At 70.1% G+C, this 21,804-nt stretch carries 22 protein-coding genes and 1 pseudogene; 14 read left to right on the top strand and 9 right to left on the bottom strand.

The window, feature by feature from the left end; genetic code table 11:
- The first annotated feature begins 54 nt into the window (after positions 1–54).
- From B2742_RS12900 to B2742_RS12865, 8 genes are all read left to right on the top strand, one after another.
- The gene (locus B2742_RS12900; RefSeq protein WP_292066965.1) at positions 55–1,050 is read left to right on the top strand and encodes a DUF4424 domain-containing protein; all 996 of its coding nucleotides are present in this window, start codon (positions 55–57) and stop codon (positions 1,048–1,050) included.
- A gap of 48 nt (positions 1,051–1,098) precedes the next feature.
- Positions 1,099–1,806: an NUDIX hydrolase gene (locus B2742_RS12895; protein ID WP_292066962.1), complete on the top strand. Its 708-nt coding sequence runs from the start codon at positions 1,099–1,101 to the stop codon at positions 1,804–1,806.
- Between the two features lie 94 nt (positions 1,807–1,900).
- On the top strand, positions 1,901–2,557 hold the full coding sequence (locus B2742_RS12890; RefSeq protein ID WP_292066960.1) for a DUF4129 domain-containing protein: 657 nt from the start codon (positions 1,901–1,903) through the stop codon (positions 2,555–2,557).
- Entirely contained in the window at positions 2,554–3,798 is a 1,245-nt protein-coding gene (locus B2742_RS12885) for a hypothetical protein (protein WP_292066958.1), read from the top strand. The genes B2742_RS12890 and B2742_RS12885 overlap by 4 nt, the downstream gene beginning before the upstream one ends.
- Positions 3,785–4,741, top strand: coding sequence for an AAA family ATPase (locus B2742_RS12880; RefSeq protein WP_292066956.1), 957 nt, complete (start codon positions 3,785–3,787; stop codon positions 4,739–4,741). The genes B2742_RS12885 and B2742_RS12880 overlap by 14 nt, the downstream gene beginning before the upstream one ends.
- Complete coding sequence (locus B2742_RS12875; protein WP_292066952.1) at positions 4,738–6,045, top strand: DUF58 domain-containing protein; 1,308 nt, start codon at positions 4,738–4,740, stop codon at positions 6,043–6,045. The genes B2742_RS12880 and B2742_RS12875 overlap by 4 nt, the downstream gene beginning before the upstream one ends.
- Positions 6,042–7,040: a stage II sporulation protein M gene (locus tag B2742_RS12870; protein WP_292066949.1), complete on the top strand. Its 999-nt coding sequence runs from the start codon at positions 6,042–6,044 to the stop codon at positions 7,038–7,040. Before B2742_RS12875 ends, B2742_RS12870 begins: the two co-directional genes overlap by 4 nt.
- A complete protein-coding gene (locus tag B2742_RS12865; protein WP_292066946.1) occupies positions 7,037–7,918 on the top strand; it encodes an RDD family protein in 882 nt (293 codons plus the stop codon). The genes B2742_RS12870 and B2742_RS12865 overlap by 4 nt, the downstream gene beginning before the upstream one ends.
- A gap of 4 nt (positions 7,919–7,922) precedes the next feature.
- On the opposite strand, the gene B2742_RS12860 is transcribed toward B2742_RS12865, so the two are convergent.
- The 3 genes from B2742_RS12860 to B2742_RS12850 form a co-directional block, all read right to left on the bottom strand.
- Positions 7,923–8,693: a hypothetical protein gene (locus tag B2742_RS12860; RefSeq protein ID WP_292066943.1), complete on the bottom strand. Its 771-nt coding sequence runs from the start codon at positions 8,691–8,693 to the stop codon at positions 7,923–7,925.
- A gap of 89 nt (positions 8,694–8,782) precedes the next feature.
- Positions 8,783–9,403 (bottom strand): glutathione S-transferase family protein, encoded by a 621-nt coding sequence (locus B2742_RS12855; RefSeq protein ID WP_292066940.1) that lies wholly within the window; start codon positions 9,401–9,403, stop codon positions 8,783–8,785.
- A 29-nt stretch (positions 9,404–9,432) separates the two neighbouring features.
- Entirely contained in the window at positions 9,433–10,707 is a 1,275-nt protein-coding gene (locus B2742_RS12850; protein ID WP_292066937.1) for a NupC/NupG family nucleoside CNT transporter, read from the bottom strand.
- A gap of 153 nt (positions 10,708–10,860) precedes the next feature.
- Here B2742_RS12850 and B2742_RS12845 point away from each other — a divergent pair, with 153 nt between their 5' ends.
- Positions 10,861–11,757 (top strand): DUF4349 domain-containing protein, encoded by an 897-nt coding sequence (locus B2742_RS12845; protein ID WP_292066934.1) that lies wholly within the window; start codon positions 10,861–10,863, stop codon positions 11,755–11,757.
- On the opposite strand, the gene B2742_RS12840 is transcribed toward B2742_RS12845, so the two are convergent.
- Positions 11,754–12,635 (bottom strand): branched-chain amino acid aminotransferase, encoded by an 882-nt coding sequence (locus tag B2742_RS12840; RefSeq protein WP_292066931.1) that lies wholly within the window; start codon positions 12,633–12,635, stop codon positions 11,754–11,756. The two genes, B2742_RS12845 and B2742_RS12840, sit on opposite strands and share 4 nt — an antisense overlap.
- 88 nt (positions 12,636–12,723) lie before the next feature.
- Between B2742_RS12840 and B2742_RS12835 the strand changes: the two genes are divergently transcribed.
- The gene (locus B2742_RS12835; RefSeq protein WP_292066929.1) at positions 12,724–13,455 is read left to right on the top strand and encodes a response regulator; all 732 of its coding nucleotides are present in this window, start codon (positions 12,724–12,726) and stop codon (positions 13,453–13,455) included.
- Between the two features lie 46 nt (positions 13,456–13,501).
- Complete coding sequence (locus tag B2742_RS12830; RefSeq protein WP_292066927.1) at positions 13,502–14,845, top strand: sensor histidine kinase; 1,344 nt, start codon at positions 13,502–13,504, stop codon at positions 14,843–14,845.
- A 55-nt stretch (positions 14,846–14,900) separates the two neighbouring features.
- Here B2742_RS12830 and B2742_RS12825 read toward each other — a convergent pair whose 3' ends face one another.
- The 3 genes from B2742_RS12825 to B2742_RS12815 all read right to left on the bottom strand — a co-directional run bounded on the left by B2742_RS12825 (position 14,901) and on the right by B2742_RS12815 (position 16,573).
- Complete coding sequence (locus B2742_RS12825) at positions 14,901–15,701, bottom strand: pyrroline-5-carboxylate reductase family protein (RefSeq protein ID WP_292066924.1); 801 nt, start codon at positions 15,699–15,701, stop codon at positions 14,901–14,903.
- Positions 15,702–15,705: 4 nt separating this feature from the next.
- Positions 15,706–16,209, bottom strand: coding sequence for a YbjN domain-containing protein (locus B2742_RS12820; RefSeq protein WP_292066922.1), 504 nt, complete (start codon positions 16,207–16,209; stop codon positions 15,706–15,708).
- 64 nt (positions 16,210–16,273) lie between these two features.
- Positions 16,274–16,573: an accessory factor UbiK family protein gene (locus tag B2742_RS12815; RefSeq protein WP_292066919.1), complete on the bottom strand. Its 300-nt coding sequence runs from the start codon at positions 16,571–16,573 to the stop codon at positions 16,274–16,276.
- 188 nt (positions 16,574–16,761) lie between these two features.
- Between B2742_RS12815 and lgt the strand changes: the two genes are divergently transcribed.
- The 3 genes from lgt to pgeF are packed head-to-tail and all read left to right on the top strand — an operon-like array spanning position 16,762 to position 19,485.
- A complete protein-coding gene (gene lgt / locus B2742_RS12810) occupies positions 16,762–17,634 on the top strand; it encodes a prolipoprotein diacylglyceryl transferase (RefSeq protein ID WP_292066917.1) in 873 nt (290 codons plus the stop codon).
- 4 nt (positions 17,635–17,638) lie between these two features.
- On the top strand, positions 17,639–18,712 hold the full coding sequence (locus tag B2742_RS12805; protein ID WP_292066915.1) for a class I SAM-dependent methyltransferase: 1,074 nt from the start codon (positions 17,639–17,641) through the stop codon (positions 18,710–18,712).
- Positions 18,713–18,714: 2 nt separating this feature from the next.
- A complete protein-coding gene (pgeF, locus tag B2742_RS12800; protein WP_292066914.1) occupies positions 18,715–19,485 on the top strand; it encodes a peptidoglycan editing factor PgeF in 771 nt (256 codons plus the stop codon).
- A 254-nt stretch (positions 19,486–19,739) separates the two neighbouring features.
- On the opposite strand, the gene lpxC is transcribed toward pgeF, so the two are convergent.
- The gene (gene lpxC / locus B2742_RS12795) at positions 19,740–20,639 is read right to left on the bottom strand and encodes a UDP-3-O-acyl-N-acetylglucosamine deacetylase (RefSeq protein WP_292067202.1); all 900 of its coding nucleotides are present in this window, start codon (positions 20,637–20,639) and stop codon (positions 19,740–19,742) included.
- 187 nt (positions 20,640–20,826) lie between these two features.
- Positions 20,827–21,804: pseudogene (locus B2742_RS12790) on the bottom strand (cell division protein FtsZ); the annotation flags it as partial.

The following is a 21,804-nucleotide window of genomic DNA, read 5'->3' as shown; positions in this document are numbered from 1 at the left end:
AACCGTCATGGTTCCGCCGCCGGCGATCGGCTAACGTCGGCGCGGGAGGACATCATGACCAGACTGAACCGGACCGCCGCGGCCCTGCTCGCCGCCGTCCTGCTCGCCGCACCAGCGGCGGCCAATGACAGCGTCGCCTCGATGGGCGCCGGCGGACTGGTTCTCGGACGCACCGACGGCATCGAGATGCGGTCCGAGGACCTCTATGTCTCGGCGCGGGAAATCCGCGTCCGCTATCGCTTCTACAACCGCACCGACCAGGACATCTCAACCCTCGTGGCCTTCCCCCTGCCCGACCTGCAGGGCGGCATCGAAAGCGATGTCGCGCTCGAGGACCCGCTGAGCATGCCCTTCACCACGACGGTGAACGGCCGCCGCGTGGCGACCAATGTCGAACAGAAGGCGCTCCTGAACGAAGTCGACCATACCGGCCTGTTGCGTGGCCTCGGCGTGCCGCCCTCGCCGCGTGGCGATGCGACGTTTCAGGCGCTGGCCGGCCTGCCCCGGCCGCAGATCGACATGCTGATCGAGATGGGCCTGATCGAGGACCGATCCTGGACTGACGCGGGCGTCCGCCACCTCGAGCTGGTCCCGCTCTGGACCCTGAAGACCACCCATTACTGGACCCAGGTCTTCCCGGCCGGACGCGAGCTTGACGTCCGCCACCAGTATACGCCCGCCGTGGGCGGCTCGTCGGGGAGCGTGTTTGGCGACCCGGCCATGGCGGAGAGCCAATACGCCAGCGAGGACGCCGCCCGATATTGCACCGACGACGCCTTCCACGCCGGCGCCCGCCGGATGCGGGCGCGGGGCCTGTATCTGACCGAGACCTGGGTCGACTACATCCTGACCACGGGCGCCAACTGGGCCGAGCCGATCGGCGAGTTCCGGCTGGTGGTCGACAAGGGTTCGTCGAACAACCTGGTCAGTTTCTGCGGCGAGGGCGTGCGCAAGATCAGCTCGACCCGGTTCGAGATCCGGCGGCGCAACTACACCCCCACCCGCGACCTGTCGGTGCTGATCCTGACCGGAACCCGTATCGACGACTGAGCCTTCACTCAGTCGTCCGCCGGTCGCCGGGCGTGCTATGGCCCGGCCATGACCACCCCGTTCGACTCCGACCGCGACCTGACCGACGCCCCGCGCGTCGGCGGACGCCAGCGGCCGAAGGACGCCGCCACCCTGATCCTGACCCGCGTGCGCAAGGGCGAGGCCGAGGTGCTGATGGGTCGGCGCGCGCCGGGTCATGTCTTCATGGCCGCCAAATGGGTATTTCCCGGCGGACGGATCGACCGGTCGGATTTCACCGCCGCCTCGGCCAATGCGCTGCCCGCGGCGGAAACGGCCCGCCTCACCCGCGAGGTCCCCGTCCGCCGCGCCCGCGCCCTCGCCCTGGCCGCCGTGCGCGAGACCTTCGAGGAGACCGGCCTGCTGCTCGCCGCGCCGGCGCCCGCCGCCTCGGTCGCCGGACCGTGGCGCGAGTTCCGGGCCGCGGGCGCCCTGCCCGACCTCGCCGCCCTGTCCTATGTCGCCCGCGCCATCACCCCGCCGGGACGGACCCGCCGCTTCGACGCCCGCTTCTTCATGGCCGACGCCCGCGCCCTGCTGCATCCCGAGCCGACCGCCGGCTCGGGCGAACTGGACGAGATCGCCTGGCTGCCGCTGGCCGACGCCCGCTCGCAGGACCTGCCGGCCATCACCCGCTTCGTTCTGGGCGAGGTGGCCGAACGGCTGGCCCGCCCGGACCGGCCCCTGCCCTATGTCCGCATGGTCCGGGGCAAACATGTGGTCGAGCATCAGGACTGAACCGCGACCCCGGCGCCGGTAAACCGCCGGTTGCGTCGTTTTCCCGCGCCGCCGCCCTCGACTTCTCGAAATCCAGTCGGCATCGTGGCGCGACATGGGGCGTACCGAGGCCAATCTTCCCGCCGCCGGAGCGGATCAGGCGGCCGCGTTTGAAGCGTCGTTCGCTTCCGCGCACCGGGCGCTCGCGGCGGACAAGGCCCTTCAGTTCGAGATGAAGGGGATCGAGCCCCCGCCCCCGCCGCCCGGCTGGCTGCAGCCGCTGCTCGAATTTCTCCAGGCCATGGGACCGCTCTTCAAGATTGTCTTCTGGCTTGGACTGGCGGCCATCGTCCTGGCCATCCTGTGGTTCATCGGCCGCGAGCTCATCCGCATCCGCCTGCCCGAGCGGACGGACAAGCTTGACATCCGGGATGACGCCTGGCGGCCCGCCCCCGCCGCGGCCCTGGCCCTGCTGTCGGACGCCGACGCCCTGGCGGCCGAGGGGCGGTTCGACGAAGCGGTCCACCTGCTGCTGCTGCGCAGCATCAACGACATCGACGGCCGCCTGCCCAATACAGTGCGCCCGGCCCTGACTGCCCGCGACATCGCCGGCCTGGGCCGCCTTCCCTCCGGCGCGCGCCCGGCCTTCGACCGGATCACGCGGGTGGTCGAAAGCAGCCTGTTCGGTGGCCGCCCGGTGGACAGCGCGACCTGGGCCGACTGCCGCCAGGCCTATGAGGCCTTCGCCTTTCCGCAGGCGTGGGCGGCATGACCGACGCGACCCTGTCCGACGCGCCCGGCAAGGCCCGCCATCCGTTCCGGCCCGGCATGGTGCTGGCCCTCGTGCTGGTGGCGGTCTTCTCCCTGTCCGCCCTGGGCGCGCTCAGCGCCTATGCGCCCGAGATCAGCAACGGCGACGACGGCCGCGGCCACGCCCTGTCCCGCTCCGCCATCGGCTATGGCGGACTGGTCAAGCTGCTGAAAGGCATGGATCGCCCGGCACTGCTCAGCCGCGGTCCCCTGCGCGGCGGCGCCCGCGACGGGCTGTTGATCCTGACCCCGCCGATGGGACGCGAGGAAGAGGCCTTCGAGACGCTTCGCTGGGAGGCCGGATCCGTTCTGGTCGTCCTGCCCAAATGGCAGGTCACGCCGGAGCTGACGCGCAAGGGCTGGGTGCGGGAGGCCGGGACCCTGTCCCCCGCCAACACCCTGTCGGTCCTGCCCGAGGACGTGCGCGAGGGGCTGGTTCTCTCCGAGGGCGCCGCCGTGACCGCGCCGCGCCTGCTCGGCGGCGGCGGTCGGCTGATCGCGACCGGCGCGCCGGTGCAGGGGCTGCGCACCCTGTCCGGTCCCGGCTGGACGCCGGTGATCATGGACGGCGCCGGCCGCGCGCTCGTGCTGACCCACGACGACTCTGGCCTCTATGTCCTCGCCGATCCCGACCTGCTGAACACCCGGGACATGGACCAGCCGGCCAAGGCTCGCGCCGCCCTGGCCCTGTTGGAGACGCTGGGCCCGCCGGACCAGGCCATCGCCTTCGACCTGTCGCTGCACGGATTCACCCGCCCGCGCAGCGTGCTGCGCCTGCTGCTGGAGCCGCCGCTGCTGGGCTTCACCCTGTGCCTGCTGTTCGCCGCCGCCCTGGTCGGATGGCAGGCCATGGTCCGCTTCCGGCCGCACCGCCACGCGCGCCGCGCGGTGGCTCTCGGCAAGAAGGCGCTGGCCGACAACACCGCCGCCCTGGTGCGGCTGGCCCGCCGCGAGCACGGCATGGCCCGACCCTATGCGGACCTTGTCCGGGCCCAGGCCGCGCGCGCCGTCGCCGCGCCGTCGTCCCTGTCGCAGGACGAGACCACCGCCCTGCTCGACCGCCTCGCCCGACGGCAGGGCTCCGCGACCACCTTTGCAGACCTGTCCGCCCAGGCGGACCGGGCCCGCAACGCCGGCGACCTGATGAGCGTCGCCCGATCCCTGATGCGCTGGAAACTGGAGATGACCCGTGGACGTGACTGAAGTCGGGGCCATCGCAGCCCGCATCCGTACCGAGGTGGCCAAGGCGGTCATCGGCCAGACCGAGACCGTCGATCTGATGCTGACCGCCCTGTTCTGCGGCGGCCACATCCTGCTGGAAGGTCCGCCCGGAACCGCCAAGACCCTGCTGGCCCAGACCTTCGCCCGCACCCTGAGCCTCCAGTTCGGCCGCATCCAGTTCACCCCGGACCTGATGCCGGGCGACATCCTCGGGTCCAACATCTTCAACTTCCAGACCTCGACCTTCACCCTGACGCGGGGCCCGGTGTTCTGCGACCTGCTGCTGGCCGACGAGATCAACCGCACCCCGCCCAAGACCCAGGCGGCCCTGCTTGAGGCGATGCAGGAGCGGTCGGTGACGGTCGACGGCGACACCCACGCGCTCAGCGACCGGTTCACCGTCATCGCCACCCAGAACCCGATCGAGCAGCAGGGCGTCTATCCCCTGCCCGAGGCCCAGCTGGACCGGTTCCTGTTCAAACAGACCCTCGACTACCTGTCGCGCGACGACGAGCTGAAGGTGGTCCAGGCCCATGGCGCCCACGCCGGCATGCCCGACCCGGCCGCGCTCGGGGTCGAGCCGGTCGCCGACGCCGCCACGGTCGCCGCCGCCATCGAGATGGTGTCGCGCGTCCGCCTGTCGCCCGAGATCACCGCCTATGTCGTCGACCTGATCCGGGCCACGCGCGAGAGCGCCGACCTGCAGACCGGCGCCTCGCCCCGCGCCGGGGCCATGCTGGCCGTGGCGGCCCGCGCCCGCGCCGTGCTGGACGGCCGCGACTATGTCATCCCCGACGACGTCAAGGGTCTCGCCCTGCCCGCCCTGCGCCACAAGGTGGTGCTGTCGCCGGCGGCCGAGATCGAGGGCCGCCGGGTCGAACAGGCGATCCGCTCCCTGATCGAACAGGTTCCCGCACCGCGATGATCTATCCCACGCGCCGGTGTGTGGTGGCGGCGCTCGCGGGAGCGCCCGTCGCCCTCGTGGTCGGCCTGATCCAGCCCGGCCTGTGGCTCGCCGCCCCCGTCTGGCTGCTGGCGGTCGGGACCCTGATGCTGCTGGACGCCCTGCTGGCGCCCTGGCCCCGGTCGGCCCGGATCGCGTTCGAGGCGCCGGGCTATCTGGCCGTGGCCGCGCCCGCGACAGCCCGGCTGGAGGCGAGCTTCGGCAAGCACGGCCGCACGCCCCGCGCGCTCGAGGCGGCGCTGGAGGCCGAACCGCGCGCCGGCCTGCTGAATGTGCAGGGCCGGCCGGTGGAGCCGGGCGCCTTCGTCTTCGACCTCCAGCCCGAGCGCCGCGGCCAGGCGGTCTTCTCCGAGGCCGTCGTCCGCTGGCAGGGGCCGCTGGGTCTGATCTGGCGGCAGGCGCGCGAGAAACTGGCCGTCGCCGCCCCGATCGGCGCCGACATTCGCCGCATCGAGGACGAGGCGGTGCGGATGTTCAGCCGCGACGCCATGCATGGCGCCAAGGTCCAGCTGGACCTCGGCGAGGGCGCCGAATTCCACGCCCTCAGCGACTTCCACTCCGGCATGGACCGCCGCACGGTCGACTGGAAACAGTCCGCCCGCCACCAAACCCTGCTGGCCAAGGAGTTCCGCACCGAGCGCAACCACCAGATCGTCATGGCCCTGGACTGCGGCCGGGTGATGAGCGAGCCGATCAACGGCGCGCCCCGCATCGACCGCGCCATCCACGGGGCCCTGATCCTGGCCTACGCCGCCCTGCGCAGCGGCGACCGGGCCGGCCTGTTCGCCTTCGACGACCGGCCCCGCCTGTCGACCGGCGCCCTGTCCAGCATCGCCGGCTTCCCCCTGCTGGTCCGTCAGGCCGCCGCCATCGACTACGGGACCGGGGAAACCAACTACGCCCTCGGCCTGACGACCCTGTCGTCCAGCCTGAAGCGGCGGTCGTTGGTGGTGATCTTCACCGAATTCGCGGATTCGACGTCGGCCGAGCTGATGATCGAGACCGCCGGCCGGCTGATCAAACGCCATCTGGTCCTGTTCGTGGTCATGCACGACGACGAACTGGAGGCGCTGGTGACCGCGGCCCCGGAGACGCCCGACGACGTCGCCCGGGCGGTGGTGGCGGCCAGCCTGCTGCGCGAGAGAGACCTCGTCCTCGCCCGTCTGCGCCGGCTGGGGGCCCATATCGTGGAGACGCCCGCCGACCGCATCGGACCCGAGGTGTTGAACGTCTATCTCGACCTCAAACGGCGGGACCTGCTGTGAGCGAGCTGCAACTCAAGAGCCAGCGTTTCCGCCGCGAGCGCGAGGCCGACTGGCGCCGTCTCGAGGCGCTGGTCACCAAGGCCGAGAAGCGGTCGGCCGCGGCCCTGTCGGACACCGACATCCTCGCCATGCCGGTGCTCTACCGCTCGACCCTCTCGGCGCTGTCGGTGGCGCGCGCCACCTCTCTGGACCAGGCCCTGATCGGCTATCTCGAGAGCCTGTCCGCCCGCGCCTATTTCTTCGTCTATGGCGCGCGGTCGACGCCGCTGGAGCAGCTGGGCGCCTTCTTCGCCCGCGACTGGCCCGCGGGCGTGCGCGGCCTGTGGCGCGAGACCCTGCTCGCCCTGCTGATCACCGCCCTCGGCGCGGGCGTGGCGTGGGGGCTGATCGCGGCGGACGCCGACTGGTTCTACGCCTTCGTCGATCCCGCGCTGGCCGCCGATCGCGACCCCACGGCCTCGGCCGCGGCCCTGAGGGCGACCCTGTACCACGAGGAGGGTTCCGAGGGCCTGTCGTTCTTCTCCACCTATCTGTTCACCCACAACGCCAGCGTGGCCCTGACCGCCTTCGCGCTCGGCTTCGCGCTGGGCGTGCCGACCATCATCCTGCTGCTGATGAACGGCGCCATGCTGGGCGCCATGCTGCATGTCTTCTTCTCGAAGGGCGTCGGCTTCGAGTTCGGCGGCTGGCTGCTCATCCACGGCGTCACCGAATTGTTCGCCATCATTCTGGCGGGGGCCGCCGGCCTGCGCATCGGCTGGGCCGTCGCCTTCCCGGGCGATCACAGCCGGCTGGAGGCCCTGTCCGGCGCCGGCCGCGGCGCGGGGGCGGCGATGATGGGGGTGGTCATCATGCTGATGCTGGCCGGGCTGCTGGAGGGTTTCGGCCGCCAGCTGATCGGCAACGATCTGGTCCGCTACGGCATCGCCGCCGCCACCGCCCTGGTCTGGGGCCTGTATTTCTACGCCCCGCGGCCGGCGAGGCGCGCCCGATGACCGCCGTCGACATCACCGCAGAGGCGCGCAAGCGTCAGCGCAGCCTGGTCACGCCCGAGGGCATCGACCTGCGGCTGGAGATCGCCAGCGTCGGCCAGCGCCTCGGCGCCCTGATCATCGACATGATGATCATCCTCGGCGTGACCCTCGTCTTCACCATCGCCGCCGGCTTCGTCTTCGGATCGACGGCGCGGGCGGGCGAGATGATCGCGGTCATCTGGCTGCTGGGCGTGTTCCTGCTCCGCAACGGCTATTTCCTGGGGTTCGAGATGTCGGCGCGGGCCGCGACGCCGGGCAAGAGGGCGATGGGCCTGCGGGTCGCGACCCGCGACGGCGGGAGGCTGCGGTTCGAGGCCATCTTCACCCGCAATGTCCTGCGCGAGCTGGAGCTGTTCCTGCCGCTGTCAGTCATGCTGGCCAGGCCTTTGTCGGGCGGCGGTGGCGACATCGACGGCTGGATCTATATCCTCGGCCTGATCTGGTGCGCGGTCTTTGTCCTGCTGCCGCTGTTCAACGCCGACAAGCTGAGGGCGGGCGATCTGGTCGCGGGCACCTGGGTGTTGCGGACGCCGAAACAGAAGCTGCTGCGCGACATGGCCGACGACGGGGCCGCGCACCAGCCGAATTTCGCCTTCACACCGGCCCAGCTGGACGCCTATGGCGTCAAGGAGCTGCAGGTGCTGGAGCAGGTGCTGCGGACCGTGGACAAGCCGACCGTCCGCGCCGTGGCGGACCGGATCGCCGCCAAGATCGGCTACGCCCGCGGCGACGCCTCGGATCTGGAGTTCCTGCGCGCCTACTATCACGCCATCCGCGGCCGGCTGGAATCGCGGCTGCTCATGGGACGCCGGCGCAAGGACAAGTTCGACCTGTCGTAGCCGATCAGTCGAAGATCGCCGCGATGGTCTGGCCGCCGCCCTCCTTGACGCTGCGCAGCTCGACATAGGTGGCGGCGATGATCGAGGCCCACAGCAGCGCCGAGATCGCCTGGATCAGGGGCGCGACGAACAGGTTCACGATGTTCAGGGCTGATCCGGGCTGGAAGCCGCCCGCGGCCACACTCACCATGCCGATGACCATGCCGAGGATCCAGCTGATCACCAGATAGACGAAGGCCAGCAGCAGCAACCACCAGCGATGATTGCGGGTCAGGTCGCGGCTGCGCTGCAAGGCGCGGCCGACGCCGGCGCCCTCGGCCACCACCACGGGTCCCGCCACCAGCCAGATCAGGAAGATCAGGATCCCGGGGATCACCAGCAGGACCAGCCCCAGCATCATCGCCAGCCCGGACACGATGCCGACGCCCAGCAGGACCCAGAAGGAGCCCAACGCCACGCCCAGACTCTCGCCAAGGGTCGATTTGCGGCCCTGGAGGTCGGCGACCACCGTGTGAGTCACCGCGCCCTGCAGAATGACGTTGCAGACGATGCCGACCACAAAGCTGATCGCCGTCACGACGACTCCGGCGGTCATCATGTCGGACCCGGCCATCAGATACTGCGCCTGACCCCAGGCCAGCGCGGCCTGGGGCAGGCCCACGAAGATCAAGGCCGTCAGCAACAGCGGCAGGCCGTTGGCCCCGATGGCTCCGAATGTGCGTTCGACAACGCGGCCCAGATCGAACCGCCGCCTGCCTTCAAAACCGTTTGACATGAGCCCCTCCGCCTCGTCCGAGAGGAGCACCGGCGGGCGGGCAGTGCAACCGGTGATCGGCGCCGGCTGTGGATGGAGGCGGCCCCTGCCTAGGCGCCCGCCTTCGCCGCCGGCCGCGCCCGGCTGGCCTCAAGCCATCGCGCCAGATGGATCAACTCCTCGGGCGGGCGGTATTTGATCAGCCGCGCGAAGTCCAGGCCGACCACGGCGACGATGTCGGCGATGGTGAACCGGTCCGTGGCGATGAACTCATGCTCGGCCAGCCGGCGGTCCAGGGTCTTCATGAATTTCTCGGCCGCGACCCGGTTGTAGTCCGCCAGCTGGGGCATCTGCGTCGCCTCCAGCGCGGCCAGCGCCGGGTGGGAGTGCCGCACGCTCAGCATGATCGGATTGGCCAGGTAGAACTCGCACCGGCGCGTCCACATCTCGATCACCGCCTGTTCGCGCGGGTCCCGGCCGAACAGGTTGGGCTCGGGATGCAGGGCCTCCAGATAGCGGCAGATGGCGACCGATTCCGAGATCGTCGTCCCGTCGTCCAGCTCCAGCGCCGGCACATGCGGCACGCCCACCCGCGCCCGGTAGTCGGGCGTCTTGTGCTCGCCGGTCAGGATGTCGATCTCGACCAGCTCGACGTCCGTAATGCCCTTCTCGGCCATCACCCAGCGGACCCGGCGCGGATTGGGCGCGCGGTGAGAGGTGTAGAGCTTCATCGGGCCGGTCTCCGTTGCTTATCGCAACGCTACAGGCCGAAGACGCGCCCCGGCAAGGCCCCGACCACACAGGCGGTCATCAGGGTGGCGAGGAAGCCGGCGAACAGACCCTTCCACACCAGGCCCAGCACCTCCTCGCGCCGCTCGGGCATCAGCACCGACAGTCCCGTCACCGTGATTCCGACCGACCCGATGTTGGCGAAGCCGCACAGGGCGTAGGTCATCAGCATCCGCGTCCGCTCGCTCATCTCGCCGGCCGGGACCTTGCCCAGTTCGATGAAGGCGACGAACTCGGTCAGGGTCAGCTTGACCCCCAGCAGCCAGCCGGCCTTGCCGGCCTCCGACCACTCCACCCCGGTCAGCCAGGCGACCGGCATGAACAGCCAGCCCAGCACCCGCTCGACCGTGACGTGATCCCCGAACAGCCAGAAGCCGCCCAGCATGACGTTGACCAGCGCCACCAGGGCCACGAACACGATCAGCACCGCCGAGATGTTCAGCACCACCATCAGCCCGTCGGCCGTGCCCTTGACGATGGCGTCGATGGCGCTGTCGTACTTCAGCGCGGAATCGTACTCGGCATGGGCTCCACCCTCGCCCGGCTTTTCCGGGATCATGATCCGCGCCAGCAGAATGCCCGCCGGCGCCGAGACGATCGAGGCGACCAGCACGTGACCCGCCGCGTTCGGCAGCACCGGGCCCAGGATGGCGGCGTAGGCCACCATGGTCGATCCGGCCACGGTCGCCAGCCCGACCACCATCATCAGGAACAGTTCGGACCGGGTCAGCTTGTCCAGATACGCCCGGATCACGATCGGGCTCTCGATCATGCCCAGGAAGATGTTGGCCGCCACCGCAAGCGCCGAGGCGCCGCCCAGACCCATGGTGCGCTGGAACAGGATGCCGAAGCCGTGGGTGATCCACTTCAGCACCTTCCAGTGCCACAGCAGCGCCGACAGGGCCGAGATCACCAGGATCAGCGGCAGGACCTGGAAGGCGAAGGTGAACAGCGCGCCGTCGTTGGTCACCGCATAGGGCTGGTCGCCCCCCGCCAGATAGCCGAACACGAACTGGGTCCCGCGCTGCGTCGCGGCGTTCAGGCCGTCGACCGCGCCGGTGACCGCCGCCAGCACGTTCTGAGAGCCCGGGATGGCGAACAGGGCCAGCACCAGCGCCGCCTGCACCGCGATGGCCCCCAGCGTCAGCCGCCACGGAAAGGCGCGCCGGTTCTCGGACAGGCCCCAGCAGGCGGCGACGATCACGACCAGCCCGAGAAGGCTCTGGAGATTCAGCAGGCTGAACATGGACGACTTCCCCGCCGGCTCCCCGCCGGCCCCGCCCTGTTGAACGCCACGGCGCCGGGAATGGCAAGCCGCCGTTTCGCTCGTTTCCAGCCCTGAATCCGTCGCCTTCCACGCGCGTCATCACGAAACCGTGATCACCACGGGACAGGGAGAATGACGATGCGCAAGGCTCTGATGCTGGCCTCGGCCGGACTGATCGTGCTGGCGGGATGTTCGCCGCCGAGTGATGACAAACAGGCTCAGTCGTATGAAGCCGCGTCAGCCGACGCCGCCGCCGGGGCGCCCGCCGACGCCGCGGCCACGACCCTGCGCAACCCAGCCGGGCCTGCCCCGGTCACGACGCCGCGGCCGGCTCCGCTCGCCCCGGTGGCGCAGATCGCCTACGCCTACCGATACGCCCTGTCCCTGCCGCGCGACCGGGGCGCCGAGATGATGAGCCGACACGAACTGGCCTGCGCCTCGGCCGGACCAGGCTACTGCCAGGTGATCTCGGCCCAGGCCGACTGGACCGCGCGCGAACCCGCCGGACAGCTGGAACTGCGCGGCCAGCCGGAATGGATCAACCGCTTCCGCAGTGGCCTCGCCCTCGACGCCCAGAACGCCGGCGGCCGCCTCGACGAAGCCGTCACCGACGGCGAGGACGTCACGCGCGGCATCGATGTGGCCACGACCGGCGCACGCACCACAGCCTCCCTGACCCAACGCATCGAGGACCTTCAGGCGCGGCGCGGGGGAACCATGGCCCAGCGGCTGGAGATCGAGCGCGACCTGGCCGAGCTGCGTCGCCAGTACGACGCCCAGCAGATCGAACTGCGCGCACTCAACGACCGGGTCCAGTCGGCCCGGCTGACGCTCGAGTACCGCCAGGGCGGCGTCATGGCCGCCGACAGCCCGACGCGCCCGGTCGCCCGTGCGCTGGGCGACGCCTTCGGCCTGTCGATGGGCATGCTGGCCATCCTGATCACCGCCGGCTCGATCCTGCTGCCGATCGTCGTCATCGGCGGCGCCGTCTGGTGGGGCATCCGCCGCCGGAAGCCCGCGTCGGCCTAGAGCTGGCCGCGGACCAGCCGGCTGTACTCGTCCATCAGGCTGAGGCTGAGGTCACCCGGGGTGAAGCGATCGTCGCCGATCTCGCTCACCGGGGTGATCTCGGCCGCCGTGCCGCACAGGAAGCATTCGCTGAACCCGGCCAGTTCCTCCGGCAGAATGTGGCGCACCTCGACCTCGAGCCCGCGCGCGGCCAGCATCTCCAGCACGGTCTGGCGGGTGATGCCATTCAGGATCGCCCCGTCGGCCGGCGGGGTGATCAGCCGGCCGTCCTGTACGAAGAAGACGTTGGCGCCCGTCGCCTCGGCGACATAGCCGCGCCAGTCCAGCAGCATGGCGTCGGCATAGCCGCGCGCCTCGGCGAAGTGACGGTTGATGGTGCCGATCATGTACAGGCCCGCCGCCTTGGCTTCGGTCGGCGCGGTTTCCGGCGACGGCCGCTTGTAGGGCGCCCAGCACAGGCGAATGCCCTTCGCCTTGGTATCGGCGTCGAAATAGCTGGGCCAGTCCCACACCGCGATGGCCACGCGGGTCCGGGTTTCCTGGGCCGAGACGCTGACCTGTTCCGACCCGCGGAAGGCGATCGGGCGCACATAGGCGTCGGTCAGGCCGTTTCGGGCGCAGGTCTCCTTGCAGGCGTCGTTGATCTGCGCCACCGTGAACGGAATCTGGAAGTCGAGCACCTCGGCCGAACGGAACAGCCGGTTCGTGTGCTCCGTCAATTTGAAGATCTGGCCATTGTACATCCGCTCGCCTTCGAAAACAGAAGACGCGTAGTGGAGTGCGTGGGTCAAAACATGCACGCGGGCTTCCCGCCAGGGCACGAATTCGCCGTCAAACCAGATCCAACCGTCACGATCGTCGATAGGAACGAAGGCCATTGAATAACGTCTCCCGCGCTGATCACCGGGTTAGAGCCGCCGGAATCGCTCAGGTCAACGCCTGGACCCCTACGTCGGTCGCTTCGGCATGAGCGATGTGCGCTCGCATGGCCGGTCCGGCCCGGTCGCCGGCGCGGGCGCCGGTCGACATCTGCTGGTCGTCGATGACGATGACCGCATCCGCGAACTGCTGAAGGAATTCCTCGCCCGCGAGGGCTATCGCGTCACCGGCGCCGCCCACGCCGCGGCCGCCAAGCGCCTGATGGAGCTGATCGAATTCGATCTGGTCGTGCTCGACGTCATGATGCCGGGCGAGAGCGGTTTCGACCTGACCACATGGGTCCGCTCCAAGGCCGAGACCTCGAAGACCCCCGTCCTGCTGCTGACCGCCCGCGGCGATCCCGACGACCGCATCGAGGGCCTGTCGCGGGGGGCCGACGACTATATGTCCAAGCCGTTCGACCCGCGGGAACTGGCCCTGCGCGTCGACGCCATCCTGCGCCGCACCGGCGGCAAGCCCCTGACCCCGCGCGAGATCAAGCTGGGGCCGGCCGTGTTCGACATGGAGCGGCTGGAGCTGATGCGCGACGGCAAGCTGCAACGCCTGACCGAGGCGGAGGCCCAGCTTCTGAAGACCCTGGCCATCCACGCCCATTCCGCCGTCGAGCGCATGAGCCTGTCGCCCGACACCGCCGACATCACCGGCCGCGCCGTCGACGTGCAGGTCACCCGCCTGCGCCGCAAGCTGGAGGCGGACCCCAAGAACCCACGCTACCTCCAGACCGTGCGCGGCGTCGGCTATATGCTGGCCCCGGACTGATGGAGTGCGCCCTCTACCTTCCTTCCCCCATCTCGGGGGAAGGACGTTGAGACTCTTGCCAGCCTCGTTGTGGCCGCGGTTCCTCAAGCGGCGCCTGCCGACCTCGCTTTGGGGACGGTCGCTGCTGATCATTGTCCTGCCCGTTCTGGTCATGCAGGTGGCCGTCACCTGGGCCTTCTTCGACATGCACTGGCAGACGGTCACCGCCCGCCTTTCCGACGGCCTCGCCGGCGACATCGCCTGGGCCGCCGAAAGCTGGCGCGACGATCCGACGGCGGAGAATCTGGCCGTCATCTCCCAGCGCGCCCAGCGCTCGATGTCCTTGTCCATCGCCCTGCAGGAGGGGGCTGCCCTGCCCGAGTCCACCCGGCGCGGCCCGATCGGCGTCGTCGACCGCACGCTCGAGAGGGCGCTGGCCAACCGCATTGACCAGCCTGTCTGGTTCGACACCACACGCTACCCCGCCTACGTCGATATCCGCGTGCAGCAGCCGCAGGGAGTGCTGCGCATCATCGCGCCCCGGGAACGCGCCGTGGCCACCCAGGCCCACATCTTCGTCCTGTGGCTGACCATCGCCACCGTCCTGCTGATGAGCGTCGCCATCCTGTTCATCCGCAACCAGGTCCGGGCCATCGAACGGCTGGCCGAGGCCGCCGAGGCGTTCGGGCGGGGCGAGACCAACGCGCGGTTCAAGCCGCACGGCGCCCGCGAGGTCCGCGCCGCCGCCGTCGCCTTCCTCGCCATGCGCGAGCGGATCCAGCGTCACATCGACCAGCGCACTGCCCTGCTGGCCTCGGTCAGCCACGACCTGCGCACCCCCCTGACGCGCCTGCGTCTCGAACTGGCGCTGGCGCCGCCGTTCAAGCGCGCTGGCGCCATGCAGGGCGACCTCGACGAGATGGAGCACATGATCGACGAATACCTCGCCTTCGCCCGCGGCGAGGCCGGCGAGGCGGCCCAGACGGTGTCGATCACCGACCTGCTGCAGACGGCCGCCGAGGACGTCCGCCGCGCCGGGGCCGGGGTCGAGGTCAGCGCGCCCGCGGACCTGACCGCCTCGCTGCGCCCGCTGGCGTTCAAGCGCGCCCTGACCAACCTGGCCGGCAACGCCGCCGCCCATGGCGAGCATGTCCGCCTCAGCGCCCGCCCCCTGCCCTCCGGCGGGCTGGAGGTGGCGGTCGAGGATGACGGGCCCGGCATTCCCGAGGACATGCATGAAGAGGCCTTCCACCCCTTCTCCCGCCTCGACGCCTCGCGCAACCAGAACAGCAAGGGGGTCGGCCTCGGGCTGGCCATCGCCCGCGACGTGGCGCGCGGGCACGGCGGCGACATCACGCTCGAACGCAGCGACATGGGCGGCCTCCGGGCCCTGATCCGCCTGCCGGGCTGATATCCCTCCGGCGGCGGCGGGCCGACAACCTCGCCGACGGTGGCTACGTGACCGACTAGAAGCTTCGCGCCCGTTGCACGGCGGCCCTGACCGCGGCCCCGGCCGCCCGGTCCAGGTCGCCCGTCGCCGCCATGGCGTCCAGCCCCGCCCGCGTCGTGCCGCCCGGCGAGGCGATGCGGGCGATCAGGGCCTCCAGCGTCTCTCCCGTCCCGACGCTCGCCCCCGCCGAGCGCAACGCGCCGCGCGCCAGTCGCGTCGCCGCATCGGCTGGCAGCCCCTCTGCCTCGCCCGCTCGCGCCAGCGCCTGGACGAAGGCGTGGATGAAGGCCGGGGCGGAGCCGGCGTTGGCGGTGGCGGCGTCGATAAGGGCTTCAAGGTCGAGATCCACGACATCGGCCATGGCCGCGAACAGCCCTCGCGCCGTTTCGCGGGCCCCGGCGTCCGCCGACCACAGCGCGGCGACTCCCTGTCCCTGCGCCACGGCCGTGGTCGGCATGACCCGGGCAACCGGGCGGCCTGACACGGCGCCGATGTCCGCGGCCGCCACGCCGGCCATCACGGAGACGACCACGGCGTCCGGATTCAGATCACCGGCCAGCGGCGTCAGGGCCTCGCGCCACATCGCCGGCTTGACCGCCAGCACCAGCGCCCGCGCCTCGCTCAAGGCGGCCGACGCCGGGTTGACCCGCGCGCCCTTCGTCCGCGCCGCCTCGGCGGCCGGCTTGTCCGACGGGGTCAGGATGATCAGATCGCGCGCGTCGACCGCGCCGGTCTTCAACCATCCCTCCAGAATGGCCGAACCCAGCCGTCCGCAGCCGACAAGGGCGACGGTTCCGGCTCTCGCGTTTGCGTTCATGGCCTCAGGCCGTGCCGACGGTCTCGAACAGGCAGGAGTCGATCGCCTCCTGCGGCTTCTTGTTGCCGCGGATCATGAAGTCGAAGGCGGGGTAGTAGCGGTCCGCCGCCTCGACCGCCGCGTCGATCATCGAGGCCGCCTGGGCCAGGGTCGGGCGTTCGCCCATCGGCAGGGCCAGCGAATGGCGGAAGACGATCTCGCCGTCCTCGGCCCAGACCTCGAAATGGCCCATCCAGGTCCGCTGGTTGATCAGGCCGACCAGTTCATAGGCCGCCGCCCGGCGTGACTTCGAGGCCTGCAGGTCCAGCGCGCAGCACAGCTGAAGGCAATCGCCCTCCGGCCGCCAGGCGAACCACAACTCATAGTCCTTCCAGTCGCCGGCCAGGGCGAAGGCCAGATCGCCCTCGTCGGTGCGGTCGAACGGCAGGTTTTCGGCCACCAGGACATGCTCGACGACGTCCAGCGGATCGTGCGGCATTTCGGTTTCTTCGGGCCGGACAGCGTCCATTACGTCATCTCCGGGCGCGACTCACGCCCTGTCACCGAACGGTAGGCGGGTTCGCAGATTCGGCTCAACCGGCTGCGTCCTGAGGGGGAACGGGGCCTGTGGACGTTCCCGTGGCAGGCTTTTTTGCCGTCTTCGCAGGCGACTTCTCTGGCGACTTCAGCGCCGCGATCTCGGCCCGCAGCGCCGCGATTTCGGCCTTCAGCGCATCGAATTCGTCGCGGCGGACCAGATCGAGGTCGGCAGCCATCCGGTCCGTGCCGGCGCGGAAGGCCGTCTTCGCCTCCTCGCCCGCCGCCTGGGCCAGGCCCATGGCCCCCGTGGTCAGCTTGGCGAACTCGTCGAGGAGGGGGTTGCGGGTCTGCATGAAACTCTCCGGCTCGGACCAACGAGCATCGTTAATGAAGGTTCACCCGATATGGTGAACGAAACCTTGCTGTCGATGCGACCTATGGCCTGAATTGGGCGACGCGCGCGTGTTGCGGAAATTTCAGGGACGGGGGCGGCGACGCTTGCTAAACCCCTCTGGCGAGAACCGGCCTTTGTGGAGCGCCCGTGCCATTTCCTGACATCGAACCCGTCTGGTTCAGCATCGGTCCGCTGGACATTCGCTGGTACGCCCTCGCCTATGTGGCGGGCATTGTTCTGGGCTGGTGGTACGCCAGCCGTCTGGCGCGCGACAACGCCGTCTGGCAGCCCGGCAAACCGCCGGTCACGTCCGTCCAGCTGGACGACCTGGTGCTGTGGATCACGCTCGGCATCATCCTCGGCGGCCGGTTCGGCTTCGCCCTCTTCTACAAGCCATCGCTCTATGTCGACCTGGTCACGGGCGCGGACTGGGGCGAGCGGCTGGCCCTGTTCCGGCTGTGGGACGGCGGCATGGCGTTCCATGGCGGTCTGATCGGCGTCAGCGTGGCGATCGGCTGGTTCGCCTGGAAGCACCGGATCCGGCTGCTCAGCCTCGGCGACCTGATCGCGCCGGTCGCGCCGATCGGCCTGTTCTTCGGCCGCATGGCCAATTTCATCAACGGCGAGCTGTGGGGTCGCCCGACCGACGCGCCCTGGGGCATGGTGTTCTGCAACCGCACCATCGAGACCATGTACGGCTTCTGCCCGGCCGGCCTCGTCCCGCGCCATCCCAGCCAGCTCTATGAGGCGGGCCTCGAGGGCATCGCCCTGGCCGTCATCCTGTGGCTGGCCGTCTACAAGGCGAAGCTGCTGGCCAAGCCCGGCTATGTCACCGGCATCTTCCTGTTCGGCTACGGCCTGGTGCGGGCCTCTCTGGAGAACGTCCGCCAGCCGGACCCCGGCAAGCTGTCCGAACTGCCGCTCGGCCTGACCATGGGCATGATGCTGTCGGTTCCGATGATGCTGATCGGCGCCTGGCTGATCTGGCGCGCCTGGAGCCGGCCGCCGGTCGCCGCCTGAGCCTATGTCGCTGCAGGAACGTCTGGCGCGCGAGATCGCCCTGACCGGGCCGATGACGGTGGCCGACTATGTCAGCCGCTGCCTGCACGACCCGCAGGACGGCTACTACGCCACCCGGCCCGCCATCGGCGCGACCGGCGACTTCATCACCGCGCCGATGATCAGCCAGATGTTCGGTGAGCTGATCGGCCTGTGGGCGGTCGAGCTGTGGCGGCGTCTGGGCGCGCCGGAAAGGGTGCGGCTGGTCGAGGTCGGACCCGGCGACGGGACCCTGATGGCCGACGCGATGCGCGCCGCCCGGCTGGACCCCGAATTCCTGCGCGCCGTCGACCTGATCCTGATCGAGCCCAGCCCCCCGCTGCGCGAGGCCCAGGCCCGGATGCTGGCCGACAGCGACCTCCACCCGCGCTGGGTCACCTCGCTGGACCGGATCGAGACCGATGCCCCGGTGATCCTGATCGCCAATGAGGTGCTCGACTGCCTGCCCGCCCGCCAGTTCGTGAAGACCGAGGACGGCTGGGCCGAACGCCGCATCGGCGTCACCGATGACGGCGCGCTTCAGTTTGGCCTGGTCAAGATCACCGGCGGCTTCAAGCGCCCGGACTTCGAGGTCGAACCGGGCCAGACGATCGAGATATCGGACCAGCAGGCCGCCTTCGGCCGTGACCTCGGCGCGCTGGTCAAGGCCGCCTCCGGGGCGGCGCTTCTGATCGACTACGGCCGCGCCCGGCGCGAGGCCGGTGACACCCTCCAGGGCCTGCGCCGCCACCAGAAGGTCGATCCGCTGGAGACGCCCGGCGAGGTCGACCTGACCCAGTGGGCCGACTTCCCCTCGGTGCTCGAGGCCGCGATCCACGCCGGGGCCGACGTGACCGGGACGATGGGTCAGGGCGAGTTCCTCAACCTGCTCGGCATCGAGGCCCGCGCTCACCGTCTGAAAGAGGGCCGCCCCGACGCCGCCGCGATCATCGACCGTCAGCTGGCCCGGCTGACCGCCGACGACCAGATGGGAACCCTGTTCAAGGCCTGCGCGATCTTCTCGCCGCGTTCCCTTGTCGTGCCCGGGTTCGAGGACTGACCATGACGCTGTCCCCCATCACCCACCCCCTGCTGGACCGCGCCGGCGTCCGCCACGGCTTCTTCACCCGGCAAGGCGGCGTCTCGACCGGCCTCTACGAAGGCCTCAACACCGGCGTCGGCTCGAAGGACGACCCCGCCGCCATCGCCGAGAACCGCCGCCGCGTCGCCGAACACCTCGGCGGCGTCTCCGACGACCTCGCCGCCTGTTTCCAGATCCATTCCGCCATCGCCCGCGTCGCCGAGGCCGGCTGGAAGGGCGCGCGGCCCGAGGGCGACGCCACGGTCAGCGCCGCGCCCGGCGTCCTCTGCGCCGTCCTGACCGCTGACTGCGCCCCGATCCTGCTGGCCGATCCCGAGGCCGGGATCGTCGGCGCGGCCCATGCGGGCTGGAAGGGCGCCCTGGACGGCGTCGTCCACTCCACCGTCGCCGCCATGCAGGCGCTCGGCGCCGAGCCGCGCCGCATGGTCGCCGTCGTCGGCCCCTGCATCGCCCAGGCCTCTTACGAAGTCGGCGCCGATTTCCAGGACCGGTTCGAGCACCACGATCCGGGCGCCGCCCGGTTCTTCGCGCCGGGCGAGACCGTCGACAAACGCCTGTTCGACCTTCCGGCGTTCGTCCTCTGGAGGCTGGAACAGGCCGGCGTCGCCGACGCCGCCTGGACCGGCGACGACACGCGCGTCGATGCGGCGCGGTTCTATTCTAACCGTCGGGCCTATCTGGACGGGGAAGCCGATTTCGGCCGGCTGATGAGCGCGATCAGTCTCGTATGACCCTCTCCCATTGGGAGAGGGCTTGAGCGCACGACGGCGCAGCCGTCGTCCTTGCGCGAAAGGGTGTGGGTCGTCTGTCGGGGGGCGGCTTCGCCGCTTCAACCAGTCGCCCACATCCGGCGCTACGCGCCACCTTCTCCCAATGGGAGAAGGAAAGGCGAGTACGGCGTCGCCGTAATCTCTCAATTCCTCGCATTCGGTATTCGAAGTCGCTCTGAAAGAGTCGTCGAATTCTCACCCCGCGAGACGGGTGTTCAGCCCGCCATCGCCAGCTCGGGCACGCGCGTCACCTCGCGCCATGCCTGCGGATTGGCCAGCAGTTCGCGGACCAGCAGGTTGTTGATCGCGTGGCCCGCCTTGACGCCCTCGTAGCGGCCCAGCAGGGGCGCGCCGAGCACATACAGGTCGCCGATCGCGTCCAGGGCCTTGTGCTTGACGAACTCGCGCTCCATCCGCAGCCCGCCGGGGTTCAGGATCTGGTCGCCGTCGATGACCACGGCGTTCTCCAGCGAACCGCCGCGCGCCAGACCGGCCTTGCGCAGGGCCTCGACCTCATGGGCGAAGCCGAAGGTGCGGGCGGCCATGATCTCGTTGCGGAAGGTCTCCTCGTCGACGACGAAGTCCACCACCTGATTGCCGATCACCGGCGTGTCGAAGTCGATCTCGAACCGCATCTCATAACGGTCGCAGGGCAGCAGGACGGCGGACTTGTCGCCCTCCTGGACCCGGATCGGCTCGAGGATCTCGATATAGCGGACCGGCGCTTCCTGGCGGCGGAAGCCGGCGCGGTCCAGCAGCTGGACGAACTGCAGCGCCGAACCGTCCAGGATCGGCAGTTCGGGCCCATCGACCTCGACCACGGCGTTCGACACGCCCAGCGCGGCGAAGGCCGCCATCAGGTGTTCGATGGTCGACAGGCGAACGCCGGCGGCGTTCTCGATCATGGTGTTCAGCCGGGCGTCTACGACGGCCTCGCCCGAGACCGGAATGCGGTTGTCGCGGTCCTTGATGTCGGTGCGCACGAAGACGATGCCCGTGCCGACCGGCGCCGGACGCACGGCCAGACGCACCCGGTCGCCCGTGTGCACGCCCACGCCCGCGATGATCGCGGGGGCGACGGTCGTCCTCTGGTGATGGTCGTTGCGGACCGGCAAACTCAAACTCTCTGCATCTTCTGCGCCCCGCCTCTGTCGTGCGGAGTTCGCCCCAGCAACCGTCTAGCGACGGCTTTGCAACAGCGAAATGAAAGTCGGGTTTCGGATTGTTTCGGTCGCGGTAACCGTACCGGACGTGAAAAACCCCGGAGCGCGAACTCCGGGGCTTTCCTGATGGTCGAAGGATCTAGTTCGCGAGGCGACGCAGGAAGGACGGGATTTCCAGATCGTCCTCGGCCTGGTTCAGCTCCGGTTCGGCGGCGGGCTGGGTCTGGCTGGTCGAGCGCATCTCGGTCATCCGGGCGTCGGTCGGACGCGACGGACCGGGATAGGTCGGCTGCGCCGGCTGGCGCTTGCCGCGCCCGAACAGGCTCCAGCCCGACTTGCGATGATCGCGATCGTCATAATCGTCATACGCCGGCTCTTCCCGGCGCGGCTCGGCCTGGGCGGCGGCGCGGTCGCCGGTCCGGTCCATGTACAGATCGCCCTGGGCGACAGGAGCGGTCTTTTCGGCCGCCGTCCGGCTGCGCGGCGCGGATTCATATTCCTCGACCCACGGATCGACGATCGGCTCCAGCGTGCGGTCCTCAGCGGCGTGGATCACCGGCTCCGGGCGCGGCTCGGGAGCGCGCGCCGCCGTCCCGTAGGTCGCCTGGCTCGACTGGAAGGTCGGCACGATCGGCACGGACTCGGGCTGGCGCGGCGCCTCGGCGCGGACCGGCTCATGACGCACCGGCTCGGCGCGCGAGGCGGCGTAAGCCGGGGTCGGGCGGCGGGCGTCAAAAGCCGAGGTCGTCGCATTCGGCGTGGTCTTGGCCGCGGCCAGATCTTCCATGCCGGTAGCCACGACGGAGACGCGGATCTTGCCGTCCAGGGCCGGGTCGAAGGCGGCGCCGAAGATGATGTTGGCGTCGGCGTCCACCTCGCCGGCGATGGCGTTGGCGGCCTCGTCGACTTCCAGCAGGGTCATGTCCATGCCGCCGGTGATGTTCACCAGTACAGCCTTGGCGCCCTTCAGCGAGGTCTCGTCCAGCAGCGGGTTGGCGATGGCGTTCTGGGCCGCCTGCAGGGCGCGGTCCTCGCCCGAGGCCTCGCCCGTGCCCATCATCGCCTTGCCCATCTCGCCCATGACGGTGCGGATGTCGGCGAAGTCGAGGTTGATGAG

The organism is Brevundimonas sp. UBA7664 (assembly GCF_002483305.1).
Taxonomy (GTDB): domain Bacteria; phylum Pseudomonadota; class Alphaproteobacteria; order Caulobacterales; family Caulobacteraceae; genus Brevundimonas.
Note: the sequence above shows the minus strand (reverse complement) of the source record. Positions and strands in the feature narration are given on the sequence as shown.